Genomic DNA, 22582 nt, shown 5'->3' on the forward strand with positions numbered 1-22582 from the left:
GATTTAGTTGGTCTTTGTCGACACTATTTTGTGTTAAAATGTAATATTTTCGCAAAATCATGATTGCTTTAAAGGCGGTATTAAATATATTTGGAATCCTTTCTTGAAAAATTTAAGATATTTTTTAATTGAGGATTTTTTAAAATCTATTTACAAACCTATTCAAAATCATGAAAAAAACTACATTTCTTTCTTTTCGAAGTATTTGTTTTTTGGCGCTGACATTTTTGTTTACGATGTCTTATGCCCAAAATTCAAATGACATTAACTTTCAGGGTGAAACCATTGTAATGCCTGAAAACATTGCTTCTTTTCAGTGGAGCGAATTTCCGGAATCTGCTAGACTGACTAATGGATATGTGGGTTGGGTTCAATTTTATGAAACCCCAAACCAACAGGTTCAGGATATGTTCAAACAAAATAATTTGGAGCTGTTGGAATATATTCCGCACAAAACATATCTCTTTTATTTTCCGACAAATACATCTGTGAGCTTTTTGAGAAACCAAGGTGTACGCAGTATAATACCCGTTCCGGGAAGTGCAAAACTTTCACAGGACCTTAAAAATCCACCTTTTGAAAATTGGGCTATGCAGGGAAATAATATTTTGGTAACACTGCAATTCCATGAAAATGTTTCTTCAGAGTATGTAATTCAACAATTGGCTGAAAAGCAAATTGCTGTTAAACAACAATATAAAGGATCTAATAATATAGACCTTTCCATTCCTAACAACTGCTTGGAAGATCTTTCCAATCTTCCTTTCGTGAAGTGGGTTGAACTTATTGTAGCACCCTCTGTTCCTGACGATACTCGCGGCAGAAGTTTGCACCGTGCAAGTAATTTGGATACTCAAACCTCGGCAGGCAGAAATTACACAGGACTAAATATTGGAGTAATGTGCCGTGATGATGGTATTGTAGGGCCACATATTGATTTTCAGGGAAGAATAGACAACTCAGCAGCAAGCGGAAGCGGACAGTCCCACGGCGATGGTGTTTCGGGTATTATGTCTGGAGCTGGAAACTTGAATCCATCAAACAGAGGAATGGCTGCTGGTTCTTTACTGTATGTTGTAAACTATCAGCCTTCTTTCTTAGATTCTCCTACAGTTTCTTTAATAAACAGTGGAGATGTTGTTATAACCAATTCCTCATACAGTAATGGTTGCAATGCTGGCTATACTACTATTACACAAACGGTAGATACACAGGCACAATCTCTTCCTAATTTACAGCATACCTTTTCTGCAGGAAACTCAAACGGAAGTAATTGTGGTTATGGAGCTGGAAATCAATGGGGAAATATTACCGGAGGCCATAAGCAAGGTAAAAACGTAATTGCAACTGCAAATGTATTTTTTGATGGTTCTTTGGTAAATTCCAGTAGCCGAGGCCCAGCTCATGACGGAAGAATAAAGCCTGATATTGCCGCCAATGGCCAAAACCAAATTTCAACAAATGAAAATAATAATTATCAGTCTTTTGGAGGAACTTCTGGTGCTTCTCCAGGAATTGCTGGTGTTTCTGCACAGCTTTATCAAGCCTATTCAGAAACACATGGTAATGTTTTACCTCCCGCAGCGCTTATAAAAGCTACCTTACTTAATACTGCAAGCGAAGCTGGCAACATAGGTCCAGACTTTAAGTTTGGATGGGGAATTGTAAATGGTCTTCGGGCTGCAAAACTTATTGAAGAGGATCGCTTTCTATCTAGTAATGTTTCGCAAGGAGCCTCAAACAACCATACTATCAACGTACCATCCGGAACCAAACAAGTTCGCTTTATGGTTTATTGGAGTGATGCTCCGGCAACACCAGGCGCTAATCCTGCATTGGTTAATGATCTGGATCTTGTTGTAACAGATCCTTCCAGTAATAATTACCTGCCTTGGGTACTAGATGAGACCCCAAATCCAGCTACTCTTAATAATCCTGCCACAAATGGGCCTGACCATTTAAATAATATGGAACAAGTACTCATCAATAATCCAGCAGCTGGAAACTATACAATTAACATTGATGGATTTAATGTACCTATGGGACCACAGGAATATTTTGTGGTTTATGAAATTATTTCAGATAACGTAACTGTTACCTATCCAAACGCGGGTGAAAGCTTTGTTCCCGGCGAAACAGAATCCTTACATTGGGATGCGGTGAACACTTCATCAAACTTTGTTTTGGAGTATTCAACGAACAACGGCGGTACTTGGAATGCTATAGCTACTGTAGCCAACACTGTAACTAACTACGCTTGGAGTATTCCAAATTCTGTAACTGGAGATGCTTTAATACGCGTTTCCAATGGTGCTTCACAAGATGTTAGCGATTCAACATTCTCTATTGCGCCTTTGGTAAACAACGTTCAGGTTACGCAAGTTTGTCCTGATGAGGCTACGTTCTCTTGGAGTGCAGTTACTGGCGCAGAATCTTATGACTTGTATCTGCTAGGAGAAAAATATATGGAAGTAGTCGGAACCTCTAGCACTATGACCATAACTGTACCTATTACAAATGTAGCCGATCCAATATGGGCAGCGGCAGTTGCGAAAAATGCCACTGATGGATGGGAAAGCAGAAGAAGTATTGCTACATTTTATCCAGGAGGTTTATTGAATTGCTCATTAACCAACGACGTTTCTATAGAAAGCAATAATGAACCAAGTGATTTCAACTTGATTTGTAATCCCGGACCTGCAATTGTTTCGGTAATAATTATGAATTCTGGAGTTGATCCTCAGAGTAATTTTGATGTTTCATATCAACTGGACAGTGATCCAGAGGTTACTGAAACTTTTTCGGGAACGCTTACGTCTGGCCAACAAGTGATTTTTGATTTTAACCAGCCATTGATTATTTCATCTTCAGGCACATATACGCTAGATGTTTCGGTTGATTTGCCGGGTGACGAAAATCAAAATAACAATACAGACTCATTAACCTTTTATGCTGCCACAGATGCTACACCATTGGATTTTGAAGAACCTTTTGATGTAAATGGAATGCCTCCTGCTGGTTGGAATATCTTAAACCCTGATGCCGATGATACTTGGGTAGAAAGAAACAATATAACCGGTAGTGATGGTTCATCAACAGTAACTGCTTACATAGACAACTTTGGTTACAATGCTCCCGGCGAAGAAGACATAGTTGAAACCGAATATTTCGATCTTACCACAGTCAATTCTGCACAGCTAGATTTCGATTTGGCAAAGGCTCAATTTTCTACTGGTTTCTCTGATGCTTTTAGAGTAGATGTATCCATTGATTGTGGAGCTACCTTTACCCAAATTTATTATAAAGATGGTTTAGATCTTTCCACGCTGCCAGGATATGAAAGTGGAAACTGGGTACCAACAGCTGCTTCAGATTGGCGCACAGAAACTATTGATTTGACTCCATATACGGGAGAAAATGTACAGTTCCGTTTCGTGAATATAAACGGTTTTGGAAATAGTACTTTTATAGACAATATAAATGTTAGCGGCGTATTGAGTATTGCTAAAGAAAATTTGGCCAATGTTAGAATGTATCCAAACCCTGCCACGAACGAAGTATTTATCAATCTGAAAAATATTGTTCAGGGGGATATTTCTATTACACTGTTCAATAGCTTGGGCCAACGTTTACAAACTATTTCAGAAGCACAAATGGCTGGAAAAACGCAAGGCGTGCTCAACGTTTCCGGATATGCGAGTGGTGTTTATTTTGTTACTATAAAAGCTGGAGAAAATATTGCCACAAAAAAATTAGTAGTACAATAATCTATTCTGAATTGATATTAAAAAAGGGAGCCAAAATGGCTCCCTTTTTTTACATTCTGTAAATCCAGTCTGCAGGATTTATCTTGTCGTTGTTCCTATAAATATAGAACTTTAAAACTGTTCTTCCTTCGGTAGGGCTTTTTGCAACTGTGCCTATAACTTGTTTAGTAGAAATTTTATCACCTTTCTTTACTGAAACCGTAGCTAGGTTACTATAAACGCTTAAATAATCTCCGTGTTGAATAATAACAACCTTGTTGGCGCCTTTTATCATTTGAATGGACAAAACCTGCCCTTCAAAAATAGAACGTACTGCTGCATTGTCCTCGGCAGCTATTTCAACACCGCTACTGCTGGTAGTTACATTTGGAAATTGTGGGTGCTGATGCGTTCCAAAACTTTTTACAACCATGCCTTTTTCAACGGGCCATGGCAGTTTTCCTTTGTTATTGGTGAAGCTTGCCGCAAGCGCTTTGTCTTCAGCTGTAAGCGCAAATTCCTCGGTTGAGGTTGGTTTGGTTACAACGTTCTTGGTTGTTGTTACCGTATTCGTCGTATTATTTTTCGCGTTTGCTTTCGCTTCTGCAAGTGCTTTTTCCCGTGCTATTCTATTGGCTTCTTCAATCGCTGCCTTTATAAGGGCGTCTATCTGTCGGTCTATCTCGTCGGCCTGTTTTTGTTTTGTCCTAATTTGTGATGCAAACTTGCTTTCATCCTTTTTCAATGTGGCTACCAATGCTTGTTGATCTTTTCGCTCATCCGTTAATTGTGCCTTGGCTATCTCATTTTCTGCGATTAATTTTTGTTTCGTTTTTTTCTGATCAATTAAAGCAGTGTTTAAATTTTGGAGTTCTTCTGTTTTTGCCTTAATGCCTTCGCCCTGTTTTTTTCTGAACTTGGCATACTGCTTCATATATTGAACACGTTTGTAGGCCTGCAGGAAATTCTGTGAAGAAAGCAAGAACATAATCCTGCTCTGTTGACTTTTGCTTTTGTAAGATTTCTGGATCATCGCAGCATAGTCGTCCTTCATCACTGTAAGTTCTTTGCGAAGGGAACTTATTTTTTCAATATTATCATTGATGTTGCGCGTGAGCAAATTGGCTTGCTGATTGGTAACTCTAATTAAATTTTCAGAAGCAGTAATGCGCTGGTTTAGATCTTGTACCTGTGAAAGAACAGATTTTTCCTCTTTTTTTGTTTTGAAAAGAAGGGAATTTATCTGTTTTATTTCTGCAAGAATAGCCTGCCTTTTTTCTTCCAGTTCCTTTTGTTTATCCACTTGCGCAGAAACAGTTGAAAACGTAACCAAACAGATCAACAAAAAAAGATATGTGTGCAAATTCTTCATTTAATTAAGTTGGATTTTTTCGTAATCTGTTGGAACATCAAACGGAAAACTTACGTCTGCATTCAAATCAATTTTTTTATAATTCATTTCAATTTTTGTTTTCAAACCTTTTTCTGAAGTGTCTATCAAAATAGTTGATGGAAAAAACTGGTCTCCAACAGTTTGATAATCGCCATAACGGATGCTGAGCAGACGTTCATCGTTAGGTTGTGAAAGGGTTTCAGAAGCAATTTTAAAATTTTTAGGATTTAAAAATACGGAATGTATAAAATTTTGCATTTGCTGTTTCGGCTGAATTTTAAAACTATTCTGAAAAACCGTCGCAGTATATTCCGAAGGGTTTAGCGTAAAAATAGATTGTCCCAAAAGTAGATTTTGAGCCTGTTGAAAATTAATAGGCGTTCCTATCCATTCGCCAAGCAATGCGAAATCGCCTTCAAAATAGGTCTTTCCAATAGTTTCGTAATAGCTCACACTTGTTGGGGTTATCAAGACTTTGGCAATCGTAATTCCCAAAACGGAAGCTTTTATCCAAATGTTTTTATCTTTTTCCATCCGCAGGCTTACAGTAATACTTTGTAATTTTTCATCGGTTTCATAAACCAATTGTACACGGCCAGCAAGGGTTTTAAAGTTTGGAGCAGCAGCTTTGTGGGCGGCAATTACTTCTTTGGCAGAAGCATTTTCAATATCTGTAATTTTCTTGGCGCCACCGCAGGAAGCGAGCATCAATAAAAATAAAAGGTAATGCAGTTTCAGTTTCATATAATTAATTGGGCATTTTGGTGGCCGCGGCCTTGTCACTATACGTTTTGGACTTTTTTGTATCGCCTTTTGCACTATAGGCAATACTTAGTTGTTCGTAAAAATCGCTTTCCATTTTTGGATCTTCCAAAATAAAATCCAGACCAATTTCCAGACTTTCAATTGCAGCATCACTTTTTTGGATTCCGTTGTTTGCAACGCCATTCAATAAATATAAGAGCGCTTGGGCCGGAAAAATCTCGAGACCTTCTGAACTCAGTTTTGCAGCGGCTTCATATTTTTTTAAGTCTATTTGAAATAGTAGTGTATTTCTCAAAAGATTATAATTGTCAGAATCTTGGGCAATGCCTTTTTCGTAGGCATTAAGTGCATCTTCTTTTCGGTTTTTAGCCGCGTAATAATCGCCCAATTTTTCATAAACGCGACCGTTTTCAACTGAAAATTGACTGACAATTTCTGCCAATTCAGTTTCATACTGCGGGTTTTCATTTACAAACTGTATAAAATCGCCGAGCACTTTGTATTTCGTTTCTTTGTCGATTTCTTCCGAAGCAAACACAGTTTTCATAGATTTTATCGCTTCCAAAGAATTGCCCTCATCCAAATAAAATTTATAAAGGGCTAAATGCACCAATTGTGATTTTGGACTGCTCTTTAAAAGGTTTTTTGCCGCATCAAAGGCTTTTTCTTTATTTCCCTGATCACTGTAAAGGAAGATGAGGTTTAAATACTCCTTTTCGTTTTTTGGATTATTGTCTATTTTTTGTTCTAAATTTTCAATGGCACCTTCGGTATTGCCGGTGGTGCGATAAATTTGGACGCGCAAAGCATTTCTTATATCGCTTTCACCCCAAACTTGGTCAAGTTCGTCTAATTGTTGCAAAGCTTTGTCATATTGCTTGGTGAGTATGTAGAGATTCGCCAAATCTTCTTTGTAATCTTCATCAAACGGAATCAACTTTTCAACCAATGGAATGGATTTTTCGTAATCTTTTTGCTGATAGTAAAGTTCATAAAACTGTTCCAAAACATCCAGCCTATTGCCTTGGCTTTTCAATACTTTATTGAAGTCTGCCTCCGCTTCAGCATATTGTTTTAAGTAGGTATGGTTTTTACCCATTTCAAAATATACAACGGCTTTATTTTCCTCGCTTTTTGCAGCTTTCTCGGCTTTGTTTAACGCGGTCAGGGCCAACTCATAGTTTTCAATGGCTTTTTGTTTCAGTGCTTCAAAAAAGTTTTCCTGAAAAGCATCAGTTACATCACCCAATTGGTCCATTGGGTTTTGGATGGAATCGTTTTTTATTTCTTGGGCACAGAGTTGCTTCGGAAGAATTATTCCGAAGAAAATTAAAAATATATATCTCAGTTTTAACTTCAAATTATAAGATTCCAACCTGTAAAGGAATTAGTTATTTCAATTCAGAATAATCGCCAATACTCACATTGGTAAACTTCCCATCAAAAGTAGCATAATTGCCAATCATTGCGTTGTCCAAATTTGCGTTCTTTATTTTTGAATTGGTTTGAATGATGCTGTTTTTTACCGTACTGTCTTCAATTACCGTGCCTTCGCCAATAGAAGCGTAAGGGCCCACGGTGCTGTTTTTTAAAAACACTCCTTTGCCAATAAAACAAGGTCTAATGATTTTTGAATTTTCATTTGTAATGTTTTCGTTTATCAATGGCCTATTGGCTTCTGAAAGAAAACCCAACATTTTCTTATTGGTTGCCACCGTAACCTCTTTGTTTCCACAGTCCATCCATTCATCAACTGTTCCGGTTTTGAAAATTTTTCCAGCAGCCATCATTCTTTTGATACCGTCATTAATTTGGTATTCGCCACCGTTAATGATGTTGTTGTCCAAAACGTATTGCAATTCCTTTTTAAGCTGCGCCACATCCTTAAAATAGTAAATACCTATAACGGCTTGGTCGCTAACATATTCTTTTGGTTTTTCAACCAATTCAATTATTTCGTTTTTTTCGTTGAGGTTCACAACGCCATACGCTTCTGGATTTTTCACTTTTTTGGTCCAAATTACGGCGTCTGCTTTTTTATCCAAATCGAAATCGGCACGAATTAAAGTATCTGCGTAAGCAATTACAGCTGGCCCTGAAAGCGAATCCTTGGCGCACATAATGGCGTGACCGGTTCCTTTTGGATCCAGTTGGCGGTAAATGGTTGGTTTTGCACCCAAATTGGTTGCAAGTGCTTTTAAACTTTCAACTACATCATCGCCAAAAAAAGCTGGATCACCGAGTATAAAAGCAATTTCATCAATTTCTTCATTTAGAACTCCAACGATATCTTCAACCAGACGATGGACAATTGGTTTTCCCGCCACTGGGATCAATGGTTTTGGAACGGTAAGTGTATGTGGGCGAAGGCGGCTTCCGCGGCCTGCCATTGGTACAATAATTTTCATATTTTAGATTCTTTAATCACTATTTTTTATTAAAACCATTCTGCAACAAATGTGGAATATCGATTTATTTTGTGCCGGTTGAGCCAAATCCGCCGGCTCCGCGAGAAGTGTCAGTTAGTTCTTCCACTTCCTCCCAAACGGCACGTTCGTGTTTTGCGATTACCAATTGCGCAATGCGTTCACCGTGCTCAATGGTAAAATCTTCATTGGAAAGGTTTACCAAAATTACTCCAATCTCGCCACGATAATCTGCATCGATGGTTCCGGGAGAATTCAAAACTGTGATTCCCTTTTTTGCGGCCAAACCACTCCGTGGGCGAACTTGTGCTTCGTAACCGATGGGCAATTCAATAAAAAGTCCAGTTTTTACAATGGCGCGTTGCAACGGCTTTAAGGTTGAAGGCCCGTCAACACTGGCGCGAAGATCCATTCCAGCGGAAGCGATTGTTTCGTAAGAAGGTAAAGGATGATTTGATTTGTTGATTATTTTAATGCTCGCGAAGGCGGGCATCTCTTCATTTGATTTCATATTTATATTTTAAAAGAGGTCTCGACTGCGCTCGACCTGACATTATTATTTTCTGATGATTTTTAAAAATTCATTCTTTTCAGAATAGAACATAATTGAGGCAAATACTAATAACAACGCGGTTCCTATCCATATATTTCCGTTGAAAACATAAAATGAAATTGCTGAAAACCCAATTGCTAAAATTAAATAACCGCCTATTTTTTTTAATTCGTACGGTACGTTATAATATTTGCGACCGTAAAGGTACGAAAGCACCATCATACTGCCATAAGCTGCAAGTGTGGCAATGGCAGAACCCATATATCCAATTATAGGAATTAAGATAAAGTTAAGCGCCAAAGTTACACCGGCCGCAAATACGGAAATATAAGCCCCATATTTTGTGCGGTCAGTCACTTTGTACCACACGGAAAGATTGTGGTAAATACCCAAGAAAAGATTCGCCAAAAGTATGATCGGAACAATTTTTAAGGCTTCCCAATACTGACTGTTTGGGATTAAAATACGTTTGAAGATATCGATATAAACAACAACTACTAATAGAATTAAACACCCAAAAAGTGTAAAGTATTTAGTAATTGTGGCATATGTGTTTTTTGCATTTGCGTGACCCGAATGATTAAAAAAGAAAGGTTCAAGCCCCAAACGGAAAGCCATCACGAAAAGGGTCATAAACATTCCCAGTTTGTAGCAAGCGGAATAAAGTCCAACTTGCACTTCGGCAATATTTTCGGGCAGTAAATATTTCAGTAAAATTCTGTCAAAAGCTTCGTTGATGCTGAAGGCGATTCCGGCAATAAGTACCGGAAAAGCATATTTTATCATTTGTTTCCAGATGGTTTTGCTAAAACCGAAACCTATTTTCACATAAAGCGGAAGCAAAATCAAGAGCGTAACCGCGCTCGCAATCAAATTTGCGATAAACACATACGCTACTTTATTTTCGGGAAACCAAAGGGAATTCCAATAACTGCTGTTCTCGGCAAGTTTCGGAAGCAATAAAAGGAAAAATAAATTGAATGCTAGGTTTATTATTACATTGAAAATTTTTATCACAGCATATTTCATTGGCTTTTCGTTTACTCGAAACCAAACGAAGGGCAACACTACCAATGCATCCAAGGCTAAGATCAACAAACCGTACGTAACGTATTCAGGTTTAAATTCTGAAACTTCCGCAATGGAGTTTGTGAACAGCATCGTCACTAGTAAAAAAATTAATGTAGAGACCGTGATCGAGGTTAGGGTAGTAGACTGCACAATTTTTTGCTGCGATGCATCCTTGGTCACGAATCTGAAAAACGCTGTTTCCATCCCATAGCTCAGCAAAACGTTTCCTAAAATAAGGTAAGCCATCAACGTGGCATAGATACCATATTCTTCTGGGAGCATGACAGTGGTATAGAGTGGCACCAGTATTACCGCCATAACTCGCGGTAAAACCGTTGCTAGCCCATAAATAAATGTTTGTTTGAAAAGTTTTTTGAAAACGCTCAATTGTGTTGGTATTAAGACCTACAAGGAGATTGCTTCGTACCACGCAATAACACCTTACAGGATAGCAAAAGTATTGAAAATAATGGTTTAGAAGGAAGATTGTTTTCCTTCATATTCAAAGGAAAAGATTAGATATTTCTTCAGTAATCTTGGTAGGTCGGAATGTTTTTGCGTCTAGAAAACACCAAAGCGTTTTTGCTTCCACAATTATTTTTCCATCTGCCGGGCGAATTATTTTGTAATGCCTTTCGCTTTTTACACCTTCGTAATTATCAATCCACGTTTGCGTTTCAAGTTCTTCACCTAGAAAAGAAGGGTTTTTATAGGAAATAAAATGGTTTAGAACTACCCAAACATTTTGCGCGCGCTGTTTTTCTGAAGTTTTTGAAATCCAATGTGCTTCTGCTGTATCAAGGCACCATTGCAGATAGGTTACGTTATTTACGTGATTTAACCCATCGATGGCCGATTCTGGTACGATAAAACGATGTTTGAATATTTCAGATTTCAAAAGCCTAGAATTAATTTTGCAATAAGAAAATAGGTGAGAATACCGAATATATCATTGCTTGTAGTTATAAATGGGCCCGTGGCCACAGCAGGATCAATACCTCTTTTATCCAAAACAATAGGTACAAAAGTACCAATCAAAGCGGCTAGAATAATTACAGATATGATTGCAATGCCGATACTGATTGATTCCAAAAAAGTAGTAAAAAAGAGAAAATGGCTAATAACCAAAACTACTAGAGCGATGGCAATACCGTTAACAAGCGCAAGTAGCGATTCTTTTAATAATCTTGTTATAATATTTCCTTTTAAGGTATTGTTTGCCAAACCCTGCACCACAATGGCACTGGACTGTACGCCAACGTTTCCTGCAGTTGCTTGAATAAGCGGCACAAAAATTATGATTTTTGGAAAAGTGGTCATCATTGATTGGAAGCCAGTTATGATGCTAGCGGCTCCCAAACCGCCCAACATCCCTATCATCAGCCAAGGCAGGCGTGCTTTTGTGAGCTTAAAAATACTATCATCTGCCTCAACATCTTGGCTAATACCAGCCGCCATTTGGTAATCTTTTTCGGCTTCCTCTTTTATGAAATCTACAATGTCATCAATGGTGATTCTTCCCACTAGAATTCCTTCGTCATCAACTACTGGTATGGCTTCCAAATCGTATTTCTGCATAATTCGGGCAACATCCTCGGCTTCTGTATTTACGTTTACATAATCCACCTTTGGAATATAAATTTCGCTGATGTGCGTGCGTTCAGAGGCTGTGAGCAAATCTTTTAAAGAAAGTCTTCCTTTTAACTTTCCGTGTTTGTCGGTAACATAAATGGAATGAACTCGAGTAACGTTTTCTGCCTGACGCCGCATTTCGCGAACACACCCGGCGACGGTCCAGGTTTCTTTAACGCGAACTAATTCTTTTGCCATTAACCCACCGGCAGTGTCTTCGTCATAGCGCAACAGATCCACAATGTCTGCGGCGTGTTCGTCATCCTCAATGTGGTCTATTACTTGTTTTTGAATGTGGTCATCAAGCTCGGCGATAATATCGGCCGCATCATCAGTGTCCATTTCATCCAGCTCGTCGGCAATTTCAGAAGGGGAAAGATTGTCGAGAATGCGTTCCCTAAAATCGTCATCCAGTTCCATCAGAGCTTCACTGGTAATTTCGCTGTCAAGAAGTTTAACTAAATAAGTAGCCTCCTCGTGGTTCAGCTCTTGAAGAAGTTCGGCAACATCGGCAAAGTGAAAACCATGCAAGAGCCCTTTCAGCGCATCGCCATCATTGTTGGAGATATACTGTTCAATCTGCTCTATAAACTCTTCAGTCAGTTCAAATTGCATCGGTTTCCAGTTTTTGTGTGAGAGCTATAAATTGCGAAACGGAAAGTTGTTCCGGACGTTGGCCAAAGATAGTATCTTCTTTTATTTTATCGGAAAGATTAAAGGATTTTAAACTATTGCGAAGCGTTTTTCTACGTTGCTGAAAAGCGGTTTTTACAACCTTGTAAAGCATTTTTTCATCGCAAGCAATAGTAAAGTTTTCCTTGCGCCTAAGTCGAAGTACGCCACTGTCCACTTTTGGCGGCGGATTAAAAACCGAAGGAGGCACGGTAAATAGATATTCCGCATCATAAAACGCTTGCGTCAAAACCGATAGAATACCATAAGCTTTGCTGCCCTCTTTCTCACAAATACGTTGCGCCACTTCTTTTTGGAACATTCCCGTAAACTCTGGTATTCGTTCTTTCCATTCCAGCATTTTAAAAACAATTTGGGTTGAAATATTATACGGGAAGTTGCCCGTAATGGCAAATTGCTCGTCACCAAATAGTTTCGAAATATCGTACTTCAAAAAATCTGCTTCAACGATTTTCAGGTTTTTATTTGGATAGTTTTCTTCTAAATAAGAAATGGAATCTTTGTCCAGGTCCATCGCGATAACTTCAACGTCTTTTTCAATTAAATACTTAGTTAGCACGCCCATTCCGGGGCCAATTTCAAGGATGTTTTTATAGTCTTCCAATGAGAGTGTATTCCCGATCTTTTCGGCAATGGTTTCGTCTTTTAAAAAATGTTGGCCTAAGTGTTTTTTGGCGCGTACTTCTTTTCCCATCATTGTTCGCTTATAATTTCAAGTTCCGTGCGGAATGCTACAAATTTCCCCTCAAAAGGTTTGCTTTGCGCCCTCAGTTCGGCAGCGTTTTCAGTATAATATTTTTGAAGCGTTTCCTTGCTGTCTGTAGTATATTGGACAGAATACGTAATACCGCCCATTTCTTCTTTAACAATAACTCGCGTCAACAATGCTTTGCTGAATTTTCCCGTGGCGAGCATAGCGGGAATATGTTCTTTTTTCATCCAGTCAAGCCAGCGATCGTGAATGGTTTCTTCTATGTTTATGGTAACATTGTAGATGTACATAATTTCTGAAATTCCAATATTCAAAATCCAAATAACAAATAAATCTCAAAAATGAAAACATTAAATTCCAAACTGCTATAACCCTTCTGGAATTTGGGATTTGTATTTTGGTGTTTTTTTAATTAATTGCGTCTCCGCGAAGCGACCTATATTTCTTGCGTGCATCCACAAAATAAATGCTGTCCGCAAAATTGAAAATAATTGCTTCGTACTGTGTTTTTGCTTTATCGGGTAGGTCTAATTTTTCTTCGTAAATTTTTGCCAAGCGGTAATGAGCATCATCTGCTAAAATATCATCATTGTAAAACTCTATGATTTTTAAGTAGTTGTTTTCGGCTTTGCTGTAAACGCCTATTTTTTCATAAATCTCGCCTTGTTTCAATAGCGCTTCGTCTTCAATCTTTTCACCTTTATTGTTGGTTAAAATATCCTCCAATGCGTCAATGGCTTCTGTGTTTCTATCTTGAAAAGCCAAAAGATCGGCTCGCGCATATTTTTTTAGAGCTGTTTGTGTAGAATCTTCCAAAGAGTTGTCGCGAATAAGTAAGCTGAGCTGCATAGCATCATTTGCCATTAATTGAGAAGTGGATTTTTTTAGAACATCCAGTTGCACTTGCGCCCATTCAAAATCGCCTTTAAAATAGCTTGTTCTCGCCACTTTAAATCGTGCTTCCTGTGCCAAAACATCACTTTGTACTATTTTCTGAATTTGTGAATAGTAAATTAAAGCTTCGTTGAATTTTTCATCAAAAACCAAAATATCCGCAAGTTCCATTTTTACACGTGCTTCTTGATACGCAGTTAAATCTTCCTTTACCAGTGTTTTTAGGTTTTCAATAGCCAGCTCTTTTTTGTTATTCTGAAATGCCAAAAAGTGGTTGTAATCTATCTGAAGTAAATAGGTTTCTCGGTTTCGGCCAAACTCGTCCAAAAGTTTTTCAAACCTTTTCTCGACTTCGGGGTATTCTTTGGTGGTGGCGGTTTTTACTTCCATCTTCATCAAAATTTGATTACCCTGAAGTTTATTTTGTGGGGTGAATGAGTTTTCAATAATATAATTTACAACTTCCCTTCCTATGTCGTAATCTTCATCAGAAATAGCAATATAGGCAAGTTCTGTAATGCCACCCAGGTCTGCGCCAATGCGTTTGTAGATTGCTTTTTCCTGTATAAATGCTTTTTTATACTCTTTTTGTTGAATAAATAACCAACTCAACAATTCATTATATAATACGTCTGGGTTTTGCTGTGAACGTTGAAGCAGCGTTTTTTTAAGCTGAAGGTTTGCTTCATTATTGGGGTCTTCGGTAGTGTAAAGGCTGAAATAACGCTGGGCGGCACCTTTAAATGAATTGTTTTTCTCCACAAGACCCAAATAGCTGTCAAACATTTTTTCCAACTTACCTTGTTCGCCATAAATCTGGGCGAGCTGCATATTGAAATCTAATTTATCACTCAAAGCCATTGCCTTCTCATATACAACCACGGCCTCATCGAGAAGGCTGTATTCTTCAAAAGTTCTACCTATATTATAGGAATAGTTGGGGTTTACCTCTATAGTTTCTATTGCCTTATTATAACTTACCGCAGCAAGTTCTTGATTGTTTTGAAGCGAATAATTGTACCCCAATTCTACATATAGCTGTGGAAAATTTCTGCCGTTGCCTAATTTATCTTTTATAAGGCGCTCTGCTTCTGCGAAATTTTCAAGCTGTTGGTTACTTTGCACTGTGCCCATAAAATAGTCGAGCCTGTATGGATTTTCTTTGTTTAGCTTTTCATAAATACGAAGCGATTTTTCAAATTGCCCTTGTTCAAAATAATTTTTTGCCAAAGCATCGCTCTGCGAAAAGCTAGCTGTGGCCGAAAAAATAAATAAAATAACAAAAATATTCCGCATGCCGTAAATATAAACAAATGCCGCGATAGCCATAGGATTCTTAACAGTTTTATAAATACCAAAGCAGCAACTGCTGGCATCGTTAAGGTTTGCGAATCTTTGGGTTTTTTCAACAAAAAAGGGGCCGCGATTAAGCGAGCCCCCTCATTTCAACATTAAACAATCTCCTCTTATTGTTTAATGAATTTATAAGTGGCCGATTGGCCGTTTATGGCTAATTTCAAAACATAAACTCCTTGATAGAGTGACGCTACGTTTAGTGTTGCATCGTTCTGGTTTGGTGAGTTTTCTAAAACTTTTTGACCTAATATAGAGTATATTGAAACATTATCAATGTTGCTTTTGGCGGATAGGTTCAAGATTTCGCCAGCGGGATTTGGATAGAATTTGAAGTCTTCAAAGCTGTTATCGGCTATTCCAGCAGTAGCATTTTGAGCATCAAAATAAAGCCCGAATCCGAAGGTGCCACCGGCACTGGTTCCTGCAAAGGCCATACACGGATTGTTATCCGGTGTTTCAGCCACGGCTGAAGGAAATCCATCAAAAACATCGCGACCGCTATCGCCAACCCCTTCATAGGGTCCGAAAGCACTGCCGTCATATCGGTGGGAGCGGTTTACATCATCGTCAGAATTATCAATAAGGTCGCGTACATAAGATGTTTCCATAATTTCACTACCATTTATTTTTTGCATCCACGAATCTATATGCATAATATTATATCCAGATGAAGTTGTTATATACGCTAATGGCGCATATGCAGCTCCGCTTTCACGGCGGTATGCTTGCCCATCGAAGGGGTCAGAACTTCCATCTGCGCGTGAAGAGGCAATAATCAATACCTCATCACTGGCAAGACCTTTTCGAGCTGCCCTTATAGTTGGATTAAGAGATTCAATGAGCCCACCATCTGTTAAGGTTTCATTGCTTCCCCAAGATGCGGGATCATTGTAGTCGCTATTTACATTGGCGCGGATACTTCTGGAGATGAAACCTATAAAGGTAGTATAGCAGCCTCCAAGATATCCATACGCGAATTCCACCTGTTCTCCCACTATACCAATTGCTGTTTCGTCAGCCCAGTCAAATCCGTAGTTGCCAGCGGTGCTTCGAGCAGAATAAATAGCATGGTCTGATTTCTCATATGTGGCAAAACTTCTTTGTGTTCCTACACCGGGATAATTGGTGTCCACCCCAAAATCTACCACGTCGGTTGCGATAACTTGTGCGTCAAAAACACCACTAGTTGTATTCCACCGCCAAGCCTGAAGATTTTTACTTTCGGTTACCAAATATGCTACAAGATATTCATTGTCATAAGTAATGAGTTGCATTTTGCGCATTGGTGCTGTTACTCCTACTTTTTTCCATTCATCAAAAGAGAGACCGCCATCCTGTGAACGGTACACGAAAATAGAATCAAAGGTTCCTCCAAATTCAATAATGTTTTCATAAACACCGATATAAATATTATCTGACACCCTATCTGTATCCATATCTACTGCATCTATAAAATCATTTCGCAATAGCTGGTCGTTGCCCCATTCTGGAATGATCCCTTCACCATCACGTTCCAAAATTTTATTAGGCACAAATATTCCGTTAATCGGAAGATTCTCTACAGTCTCGGGAAACCTGTTGGTTACGATGGGCTTATAAAGTGCGGCCACATTGGGATCAATGTCTTGCCAAACGTTTTTAATGGCAAGTCGGTTGGCATTTATCTCAGCTGCCGTGCCGTTCTCGTCAAGAGCTTTAGCCTGTTGGTACAACGCTTCAAGTTCTGGGGTTCTTTGGGGAACAACTGTTGCGTCCCCGGTTAAATCTGTTTGTGCAATCCCTGTGATGATACAAAGTGAGCACATAAAAAAAGTAATTACATTTTTCATGATTACATTGTTTTTAATTAATACTTGTTTATTTCACTTTATAATCGAGGAGTTTACTAATGAGTGATTTATAATCTTACAGCAAATCTAAGGTGACATCCTTTGAAGCTTTATAAGTATTGTACCAAAAACTATAACAGATGTAACATCCATGAAAAAAAGCCGAAAACACAGTGGTTTTCGGCTTAAAAATTTTTGAAAGTGGGTGGTTTTAGCCCAATTTATCTAAATTAATTTCATCAATAGCATCCCAGGTTTCGTCCAGATCCATATTATTCCCGGTTGCTTCCAGGTAGAACCGGTTGTTCTCCATAAATTGTATTTTACTTCTGTTATTTCCTGAGCGATATTCCTCAATAGCTTTTTTTCCATTTTTGGTAACAGTTCTTTTAGAGCCATTTTCATCCACTTCCTCAAAGTTCTGAGACATTACCATTCTCATACCAGCGGTTGCCGCTGCACCCATTTGCCCGGCGCCATCTATTACATTTATGGAAAATTTCTTTGACTTGTCTTCATTGGCATATTCGGCTTCTATGGACGAAATACCCATCATTCCCGCCTGTCCTGCTTTGAAGCTAATGCGCTTCATGCCCTCAACTTCTTCGGGAAGCCAGGACTTAAATTCTTCATTGGTAAGGGGTGTAATTGCTTGCAGTTTCTCTATATCTTCCTGCATGTTGTTCATTTCCTGCACCGCGTTCGTACTGTTTGAAACGGCGTCTTTGGTTTCCTTAATTTTTTTGCTCACAGGATTATCTTTACAGCTTATAAATGCCGAAAAAACAAAAAGGGCCAAAACATACTTTTTCATAATTGAAAATTTTAGTTAGTAAATAAATCTATTGAATCTAAGGACTAATATAATCAATATCAGTAAAATATGTTGTTTTTGAAAAGGAAGATTATGTGATGCGTTACATTTCCGAAGCCACTTTTTCAAGCTGGGCGTACCAGTTTTCGCCAAATTTTCGGATTAGGGCGGTTTTTACAAACTTATATACTGGTACCTTTAATTGTTTTCCCAAAGAACAAGCATCATCACAAATAGGCCAGCGATGATAATTTACCGCTGCAAACTCACTGTAATCCTGCACGCGAACAGGATATAGATGACAAGAAATAGGCTTTATGAAATCTATAGCTCCAGCATTAAATGCATCTTCAATGCCGCAACTGGCAATTCCAGATTTGGTAAAGGTTACGTATGCACATTCTTTGCCATCAACCAAAGGAGTCTCAAGTTCATCAAGATCGGTTTTAATGTGTGTGCCTTGATGTTCAATAGCGGCAATACCTTCGGGACGAAGAAAAGGTTTTACTTTTGGATAGATTTCTTTTAGAATTGCTACTTCTTCCTCAGTTACGGGCGCACCAGCTTCGCCTTCAATACAGCAGGCTCCCTTACAAGCGTTGAGGTTGCACACAAAATCCTTTTCGATAATGTCTTCAGAAATTATTGTTTTGCCAAGTTGAAACATGCCGCAAATATAGGTTGTTTGCTTATTCTATAAAGCGGAAATTATACTTTTATTAACGCGTGTTTAGTCTATTTCATCAAATTTAATTACCTAATTTTGCGCCCTTAAAAAAAAGTAATGGTTTTAAATTTTAAGGAAATAGTAACGGCCACGATGGTGCTTTTTGCGGTTATTGATATTATCGGGAACATTCCTATTATTATTGGACTTCGCGAGAAAGCTGGTCATATTAATTCTATGAAAGCTTCTATAATTGCAGCAATTGTGATGATAGTTTTTCTTTTTTTAGGTGAAAGTATCTTGAAGCTAATTGGCGTTAATGTCAACGAATTTGCTGTGGCTGGAGCTTTGATACTTTTCTTTATTGCTTTGGAAATGATTCTAGGCGTAACCCTCTTTAAAGAAGAAGATACCAGCCCAGATATGGCTTCTATTTTTCCCTTGGCATTTCCACTTTTGGCTGGTCCTGGAAGTTTGACAACGTTGCTTTCCCTCCGCGCGGAATATGCCATTGAGAATATTATAGTGGCAATATTGATAAATATTGTGATTATTTTTGCGGTTTTGAAAACCTCCGGCAAGTTGCAGAAGTTTCTAGGAAAGAACGGAATTGCCGTGATTCAAAAAATATTTGGTGTAATTTTGCTTGCCATTGCGGTGAAGCTTTTCACCTCAAATATTCAAGAATTATTTAACTAATTTACAATGAAGATTTTTATTTACATATTGATCGCCCTAGCCACAGGATTGATAATTTTCAACAGCACCAAACTGGATTTTGATCAGTTGTTTATAGGCGATAGTGCCGTTGCAGCCATAAGCATTTTAGCTGGATTGTGTGCAATTTTACTCTTGGGCATATTGCTGGTTTCAAAAAGTATTGCTGCTAAAGTAAAGAAATAGCAATTCTATTTATTGTCTAAATGATTATTGGCTTCCAGCTCTAAAACCTTTAGTAGCATAGGGTCATTTTCATTTAGAATAATTTCATATTCATTTGGGCCAAAAAGCTGTTGGGCAATGTTTGCTTTCAACGTTCTTTTCAACTCTTCGGTGTATTTTGAGAGGTCTATCTGGGCTTCGTTGAACTTTGCGTATTCAATAAATTCTTTGGAGAGATTGTCTTCAACTTTGAAGTTTTTTCTGAAGTCATCAAATTTCATCCCTTTAAAAATTGTTCTGTTTTTTTCTAGGTATTCAAAAATGAAATAACTCATGAACCCACTTCGGGAAACATATTGAAGCGTTTCATTTTCTACGCTTGTATCCTTCGGCACAAAAACATCTGGAATAATACCACCCCCACCGTAAACTACTCTTCCTTTGGGCGTTTTATATCTTAGTGAATCTGCTACCTTAATACTATCTGCGTGAATCAATTCGCCATTGCGGTAACGTTTTTCGTAATCGCTGTAATACGTATCATTTCCCTTTCCGTATGGACGCTGAATGGAGCGGCCGGTAGGAGTGTAGTAACGGGCAATTGTTAATCGTACCGCACTGCCATCACCAAGTGACATTTCTCGCTGTACAAGTCCTTTTCCGAATGAACGGCGGCCAATAATGGTTCCTTTGTCATTATCCTGTAAAGCACCAGCTACAATTTCACTAGCGGAGGCTGAGTTTTCATTAATTAAAACATAGAGTTTTCCGTGCTCAAAATCTCCCCGCCGTGTGGCGTAGGTTTTGTTGATTTCGCCACTTTTGTTTTTTGTAATAAGCACTAGCTTATCGTTTTCCAAAAATTCATCAACCACACGTTCTGCGGTGGAAATATAACCGCCGGGATTGTTGCGAAGATCTAAAACTAATTTTTTAATACCTTGATCTTTCAGCTTATCCAGCGCAGTTTCAAATTCTTTGAATGTAGTTTCTGAAAAACGGTTTAGTTTAATATAACCCAAATCATCGGCCAGTTTATACGAAGCATCAACGCTTACCAGCGGCACTTGCTTTCTTCGAACTTTTATTTCCAGCACTTTCTTTTCGCTGGGCCGATAAACGTCCAGAGCTACTTTGCTATTTACTTCGCCTTTCAAATAATTGGAGATGCTGTCGCGCTGCACCAATTCGCCAAAAAGTTTTTTGCCGTCGGCATAAATAATTCTATCGCCGCCCTTTATTCCAGCTTTTTCCGCGGGACCGCCCTCAATAGAACGAATAACGGCAATGGTGTCTTTATATATGTAAAAACTTACGCCAATGCCGGTAAAGGCACCGCGCATATCATCAGCGTTGTGCTGGTATTCGCTCTTTGGAATATAAACTGAATGTGGGTCTAGATTTTCAAGAATTCCGTTTACGGTAACATCTACAATGCTGTCCGTATTTACGTTATCCACATATTCATAATCTATATAATCTATGAGCCTGTTGAGCTTGTCCTTCTTGGAGTTAGTGGCGAAGATTTTTTCGGTATTATCGTTGAAATTGAGCTTTGACCCAATAAAAACACCTGCGGCCAACGCCATTCCAATCCACAGTGGCAAGTATTTTTTTTGATTTCCCATTATTCTAAATTCAAATCTGAAATGTGCTGTATGCTTACTCCCGCTTTTTCCAAAAAGACGATGCCGGAGTTATCTTTATATTCGTTAAGGTAAACCATTCTTGTTATTCCTGCTTGGTGAATAAGCTTACTGCATTCTTTGCAGGGCGACATTGTGATGTAAAGTGTTGCTCCCTGACAGGCTTGCGTGCTTGAGGCTACTTTCAATATTGCATTAGCTTCGGCATGAAGTACGTACCATTTGGTGTAACCTTCATCATCTTCACATATATTCTCAAAACCTGTGGGAGTTCCATTATAACCATCGCTGATTATCATTTTATCTTTTACAATAAGTGCGCCAACCTGTCTTCGTTTACAATAAGAGAGTTTGCTCCACTCTTGGGCCATTCTGAGATACGCAATATCATATTTGCGTTGTTTGCTGTCTTTCATCTTTATAGAATAATCGAGAAATAGGTAGCTGGAATGCCTAATTTGATAATCTCTATTGGATTGCAAATAGTTAGTGGGCATTTCATACTTTTAAATAGACAACGAAATTACTGGGAAGTTACGCCACTGCCAAAAAAAAAGATGTTAAGTTATTGCCAAAGCGAAATAGGGTAGTCGATGGGTTTATAATGTGAAACCATTAGATTTTTTTCAAACACTAATATCTAAGGAATACAAACTCTTTAAAAGATCCAGTTATTGATGAGCATTGGTATTATCATTCCTATAACTAATGAAGAAACAACCAGCACCCAATCGCGTTTGTTGAAACGGAAAATGGTTTGAAATATGAAGGCAATAATTAAGATTATGATAACTATAATAATTTGTGCGGTTTCAATACCTAAGGCAAATTCCAACAATGGCAGAAACTCTCTGCCACTGTCTAACTTCGTAAAAAAAGAAGCGAAGCCCAAACCGTGTATTAATCCAAAGAAAATAGTAACGATGTAAAAAATACCCATTTTCTCAACTTTTTTCTCCTTTCCGGCTGTAAAAAGGTTGAACAGTGCGGTGACCAAAATGGTAACGGGAATCAAAAACTCAATAAGTTTTCCCGAAACACTCACCACATTATAACTGGCCAAAAGCAGTGAAAGTGTATGGCCAATGGTAAACATTGTAACCAAAAGCAATAATTTTTTCCAAGAAGAAAAAGTGTAGGCGGCACAAAGCACAATCAAGAATAGAATGTGGTCGTAGGCATTCCAATCTAAAACATGGTGGAGCCCGAGATTAAAATACAACCAGAAGTCAGACATTGGGGTTAGCGGTTTTTCAGGGTTTGCCCAAATATAGGCATTGTGGGGTAAATTCCTAACTAAAAATTATGGAGTTTTTCTAATGATTCAAATAGGCAAAAAAACCTCAACATCACTGTTAAGGTTTTCTTTTGTACTCGAGGCGGGAATCGAACCCGCACGTCCTAAAACACTGGATTTTGAATCCAGCGCGTCTACCAATTCCGCCACTCGAGCTTATTAGTTTCCCCATTCTACAGCGCATCTACCTCCCGATAGCTATCGGG

The 22582-nt window shown here is 38.4% G+C and carries 20 protein-coding genes and 1 tRNA gene; 3 read left to right on the forward strand and 18 right to left on the reverse strand.

From position 1 onward, the window contains the following. The first annotated feature begins 170 nt into the window (after window positions 1-170). On the forward strand, window positions 171-3767 hold the full coding sequence (locus ESV24_RS04490; RefSeq protein ID WP_111815461.1) for a S8 family serine peptidase: 3597 nt from the start codon (window positions 171-173) through the stop codon (window positions 3765-3767). A gap of 49 nt (window positions 3768-3816) precedes the next feature. On the opposite strand, the gene ESV24_RS04495 is transcribed toward ESV24_RS04490, so the two are convergent. The 14 genes from ESV24_RS04495 to ESV24_RS04560 form a co-directional block, all read right to left on the reverse strand. Next, on the reverse strand, window positions 3817-5118 hold the full coding sequence (locus tag ESV24_RS04495) for a murein hydrolase activator EnvC family protein (RefSeq protein ID WP_111815462.1): 1302 nt from the start codon (window positions 5116-5118) through the stop codon (window positions 3817-3819). Continuing rightward, the gene (lolB1, locus tag ESV24_RS04500; protein ID WP_111815463.1) at window positions 5119-5883 is read right to left on the reverse strand and encodes a lipoprotein insertase outer membrane protein LolB1; all 765 of its coding nucleotides are present in this window, start codon (window positions 5881-5883) and stop codon (window positions 5119-5121) included. It abuts the gene before it with no gap. Between the two features lie 4 nt (window positions 5884-5887). Next, entirely contained in the window at window positions 5888-7264 is a 1377-nt protein-coding gene (locus ESV24_RS04505; protein WP_146743145.1) for a tetratricopeptide repeat protein, read from the reverse strand. 31 nt (window positions 7265-7295) lie between these two features. After that, on the reverse strand, window positions 7296-8312 hold the full coding sequence (locus ESV24_RS04510; RefSeq protein WP_111815465.1) for a sugar phosphate nucleotidyltransferase: 1017 nt from the start codon (window positions 8310-8312) through the stop codon (window positions 7296-7298). A 64-nt stretch (window positions 8313-8376) separates the two neighbouring features. Continuing rightward, complete coding sequence (dut, locus tag ESV24_RS04515) at window positions 8377-8823, reverse strand: dUTP diphosphatase (protein ID WP_111815519.1); 447 nt, start codon at window positions 8821-8823, stop codon at window positions 8377-8379. A gap of 63 nt (window positions 8824-8886) precedes the next feature. Continuing rightward, on the reverse strand, window positions 8887-10341 hold the full coding sequence (locus ESV24_RS04520) for a lipopolysaccharide biosynthesis protein (RefSeq protein ID WP_111815466.1): 1455 nt from the start codon (window positions 10339-10341) through the stop codon (window positions 8887-8889). A 115-nt stretch (window positions 10342-10456) separates the two neighbouring features. Further along, window positions 10457-10852: an acyl-CoA thioesterase gene (locus ESV24_RS04525; protein WP_111815467.1), complete on the reverse strand. Its 396-nt coding sequence runs from the start codon at window positions 10850-10852 to the stop codon at window positions 10457-10459. Further along, a complete protein-coding gene (gene mgtE, locus ESV24_RS04530) occupies window positions 10849-12201 on the reverse strand; it encodes a magnesium transporter (RefSeq protein ID WP_111815468.1) in 1353 nt (450 codons plus the stop codon). The genes ESV24_RS04525 and mgtE overlap by 4 nt, the downstream gene beginning before the upstream one ends. Next, entirely contained in the window at window positions 12191-12973 is a 783-nt protein-coding gene (gene rsmA / locus ESV24_RS04535; protein ID WP_111815520.1) for a 16S rRNA (adenine(1518)-N(6)/adenine(1519)-N(6))-dimethyltransferase RsmA, read from the reverse strand. Before rsmA ends, mgtE begins: the two co-directional genes overlap by 11 nt. After that, entirely contained in the window at window positions 12973-13281 is a 309-nt protein-coding gene (locus ESV24_RS04540) for a DUF4286 family protein (protein ID WP_111815521.1), read from the reverse strand. The genes rsmA and ESV24_RS04540 overlap by 1 nt, the downstream gene beginning before the upstream one ends. 118 nt (window positions 13282-13399) lie before the next feature. Continuing rightward, complete coding sequence (locus ESV24_RS04545; RefSeq protein ID WP_235003998.1) at window positions 13400-15214, reverse strand: tetratricopeptide repeat protein; 1815 nt, start codon at window positions 15212-15214, stop codon at window positions 13400-13402. Between the two features lie 137 nt (window positions 15215-15351). After that, window positions 15352-17070 carry a T9SS type A sorting domain-containing protein gene (locus tag ESV24_RS04550; RefSeq protein ID WP_111815470.1) on the reverse strand — a complete coding sequence of 573 codons (1719 nt, stop codon included), beginning with the start codon at window positions 17068-17070 and terminating at the stop codon, window positions 15352-15354. Between the two features lie 211 nt (window positions 17071-17281). Beyond that, window positions 17282-17884 (reverse strand): hypothetical protein, encoded by a 603-nt coding sequence (locus ESV24_RS04555; protein ID WP_111815471.1) that lies wholly within the window; start codon window positions 17882-17884, stop codon window positions 17282-17284. 103 nt (window positions 17885-17987) lie between these two features. Continuing rightward, window positions 17988-18551: a DUF3109 family protein gene (locus ESV24_RS04560; RefSeq protein WP_111815472.1), complete on the reverse strand. Its 564-nt coding sequence runs from the start codon at window positions 18549-18551 to the stop codon at window positions 17988-17990. A gap of 117 nt (window positions 18552-18668) precedes the next feature. Here ESV24_RS04560 and ESV24_RS04565 point away from each other — a divergent pair, with 117 nt between their 5' ends. Both ESV24_RS04565 and ESV24_RS04570 read left to right on the forward strand, forming a co-directional pair. Beyond that, a complete protein-coding gene (locus ESV24_RS04565) occupies window positions 18669-19250 on the forward strand; it encodes a MarC family protein (RefSeq protein WP_111815473.1) in 582 nt (193 codons plus the stop codon). A 6-nt stretch (window positions 19251-19256) separates the two neighbouring features. Then, window positions 19257-19454, forward strand: coding sequence for a hypothetical protein (locus tag ESV24_RS04570; RefSeq protein WP_111815474.1), 198 nt, complete (start codon window positions 19257-19259; stop codon window positions 19452-19454). A 5-nt stretch (window positions 19455-19459) separates the two neighbouring features. Here ESV24_RS04570 and ESV24_RS04575 read toward each other — a convergent pair whose 3' ends face one another. The 4 genes from ESV24_RS04575 to ESV24_RS04590 all read right to left on the reverse strand — a co-directional run bounded on the left by ESV24_RS04575 (window position 19460) and on the right by ESV24_RS04590 (window position 22532). Next, window positions 19460-21061 (reverse strand): S41 family peptidase, encoded by a 1602-nt coding sequence (locus ESV24_RS04575; protein WP_111815475.1) that lies wholly within the window; start codon window positions 21059-21061, stop codon window positions 19460-19462. After that, the gene (locus tag ESV24_RS04580; protein WP_111815476.1) at window positions 21061-21495 is read right to left on the reverse strand and encodes a deoxycytidylate deaminase; all 435 of its coding nucleotides are present in this window, start codon (window positions 21493-21495) and stop codon (window positions 21061-21063) included. The genes ESV24_RS04575 and ESV24_RS04580 overlap by 1 nt, the downstream gene beginning before the upstream one ends. Window positions 21496-21737: 242 nt before the next feature. After that, window positions 21738-22316: a HupE/UreJ family protein gene (locus ESV24_RS04585; protein ID WP_111815477.1), complete on the reverse strand. Its 579-nt coding sequence runs from the start codon at window positions 22314-22316 to the stop codon at window positions 21738-21740. Window positions 22317-22450: 134 nt separating this feature from the next. Beyond that, a tRNA-Leu gene (locus tag ESV24_RS04590) sits at window positions 22451-22532 on the reverse strand. Window positions 22533-22582: the final 50 nt, after the last annotated feature.

Origin of the sequence: Aequorivita lipolytica, assembly GCF_007997135.1 — a bacterium.
Lineage (GTDB): Bacteria > Bacteroidota > Bacteroidia > Flavobacteriales > Flavobacteriaceae > Aequorivita > Aequorivita lipolytica.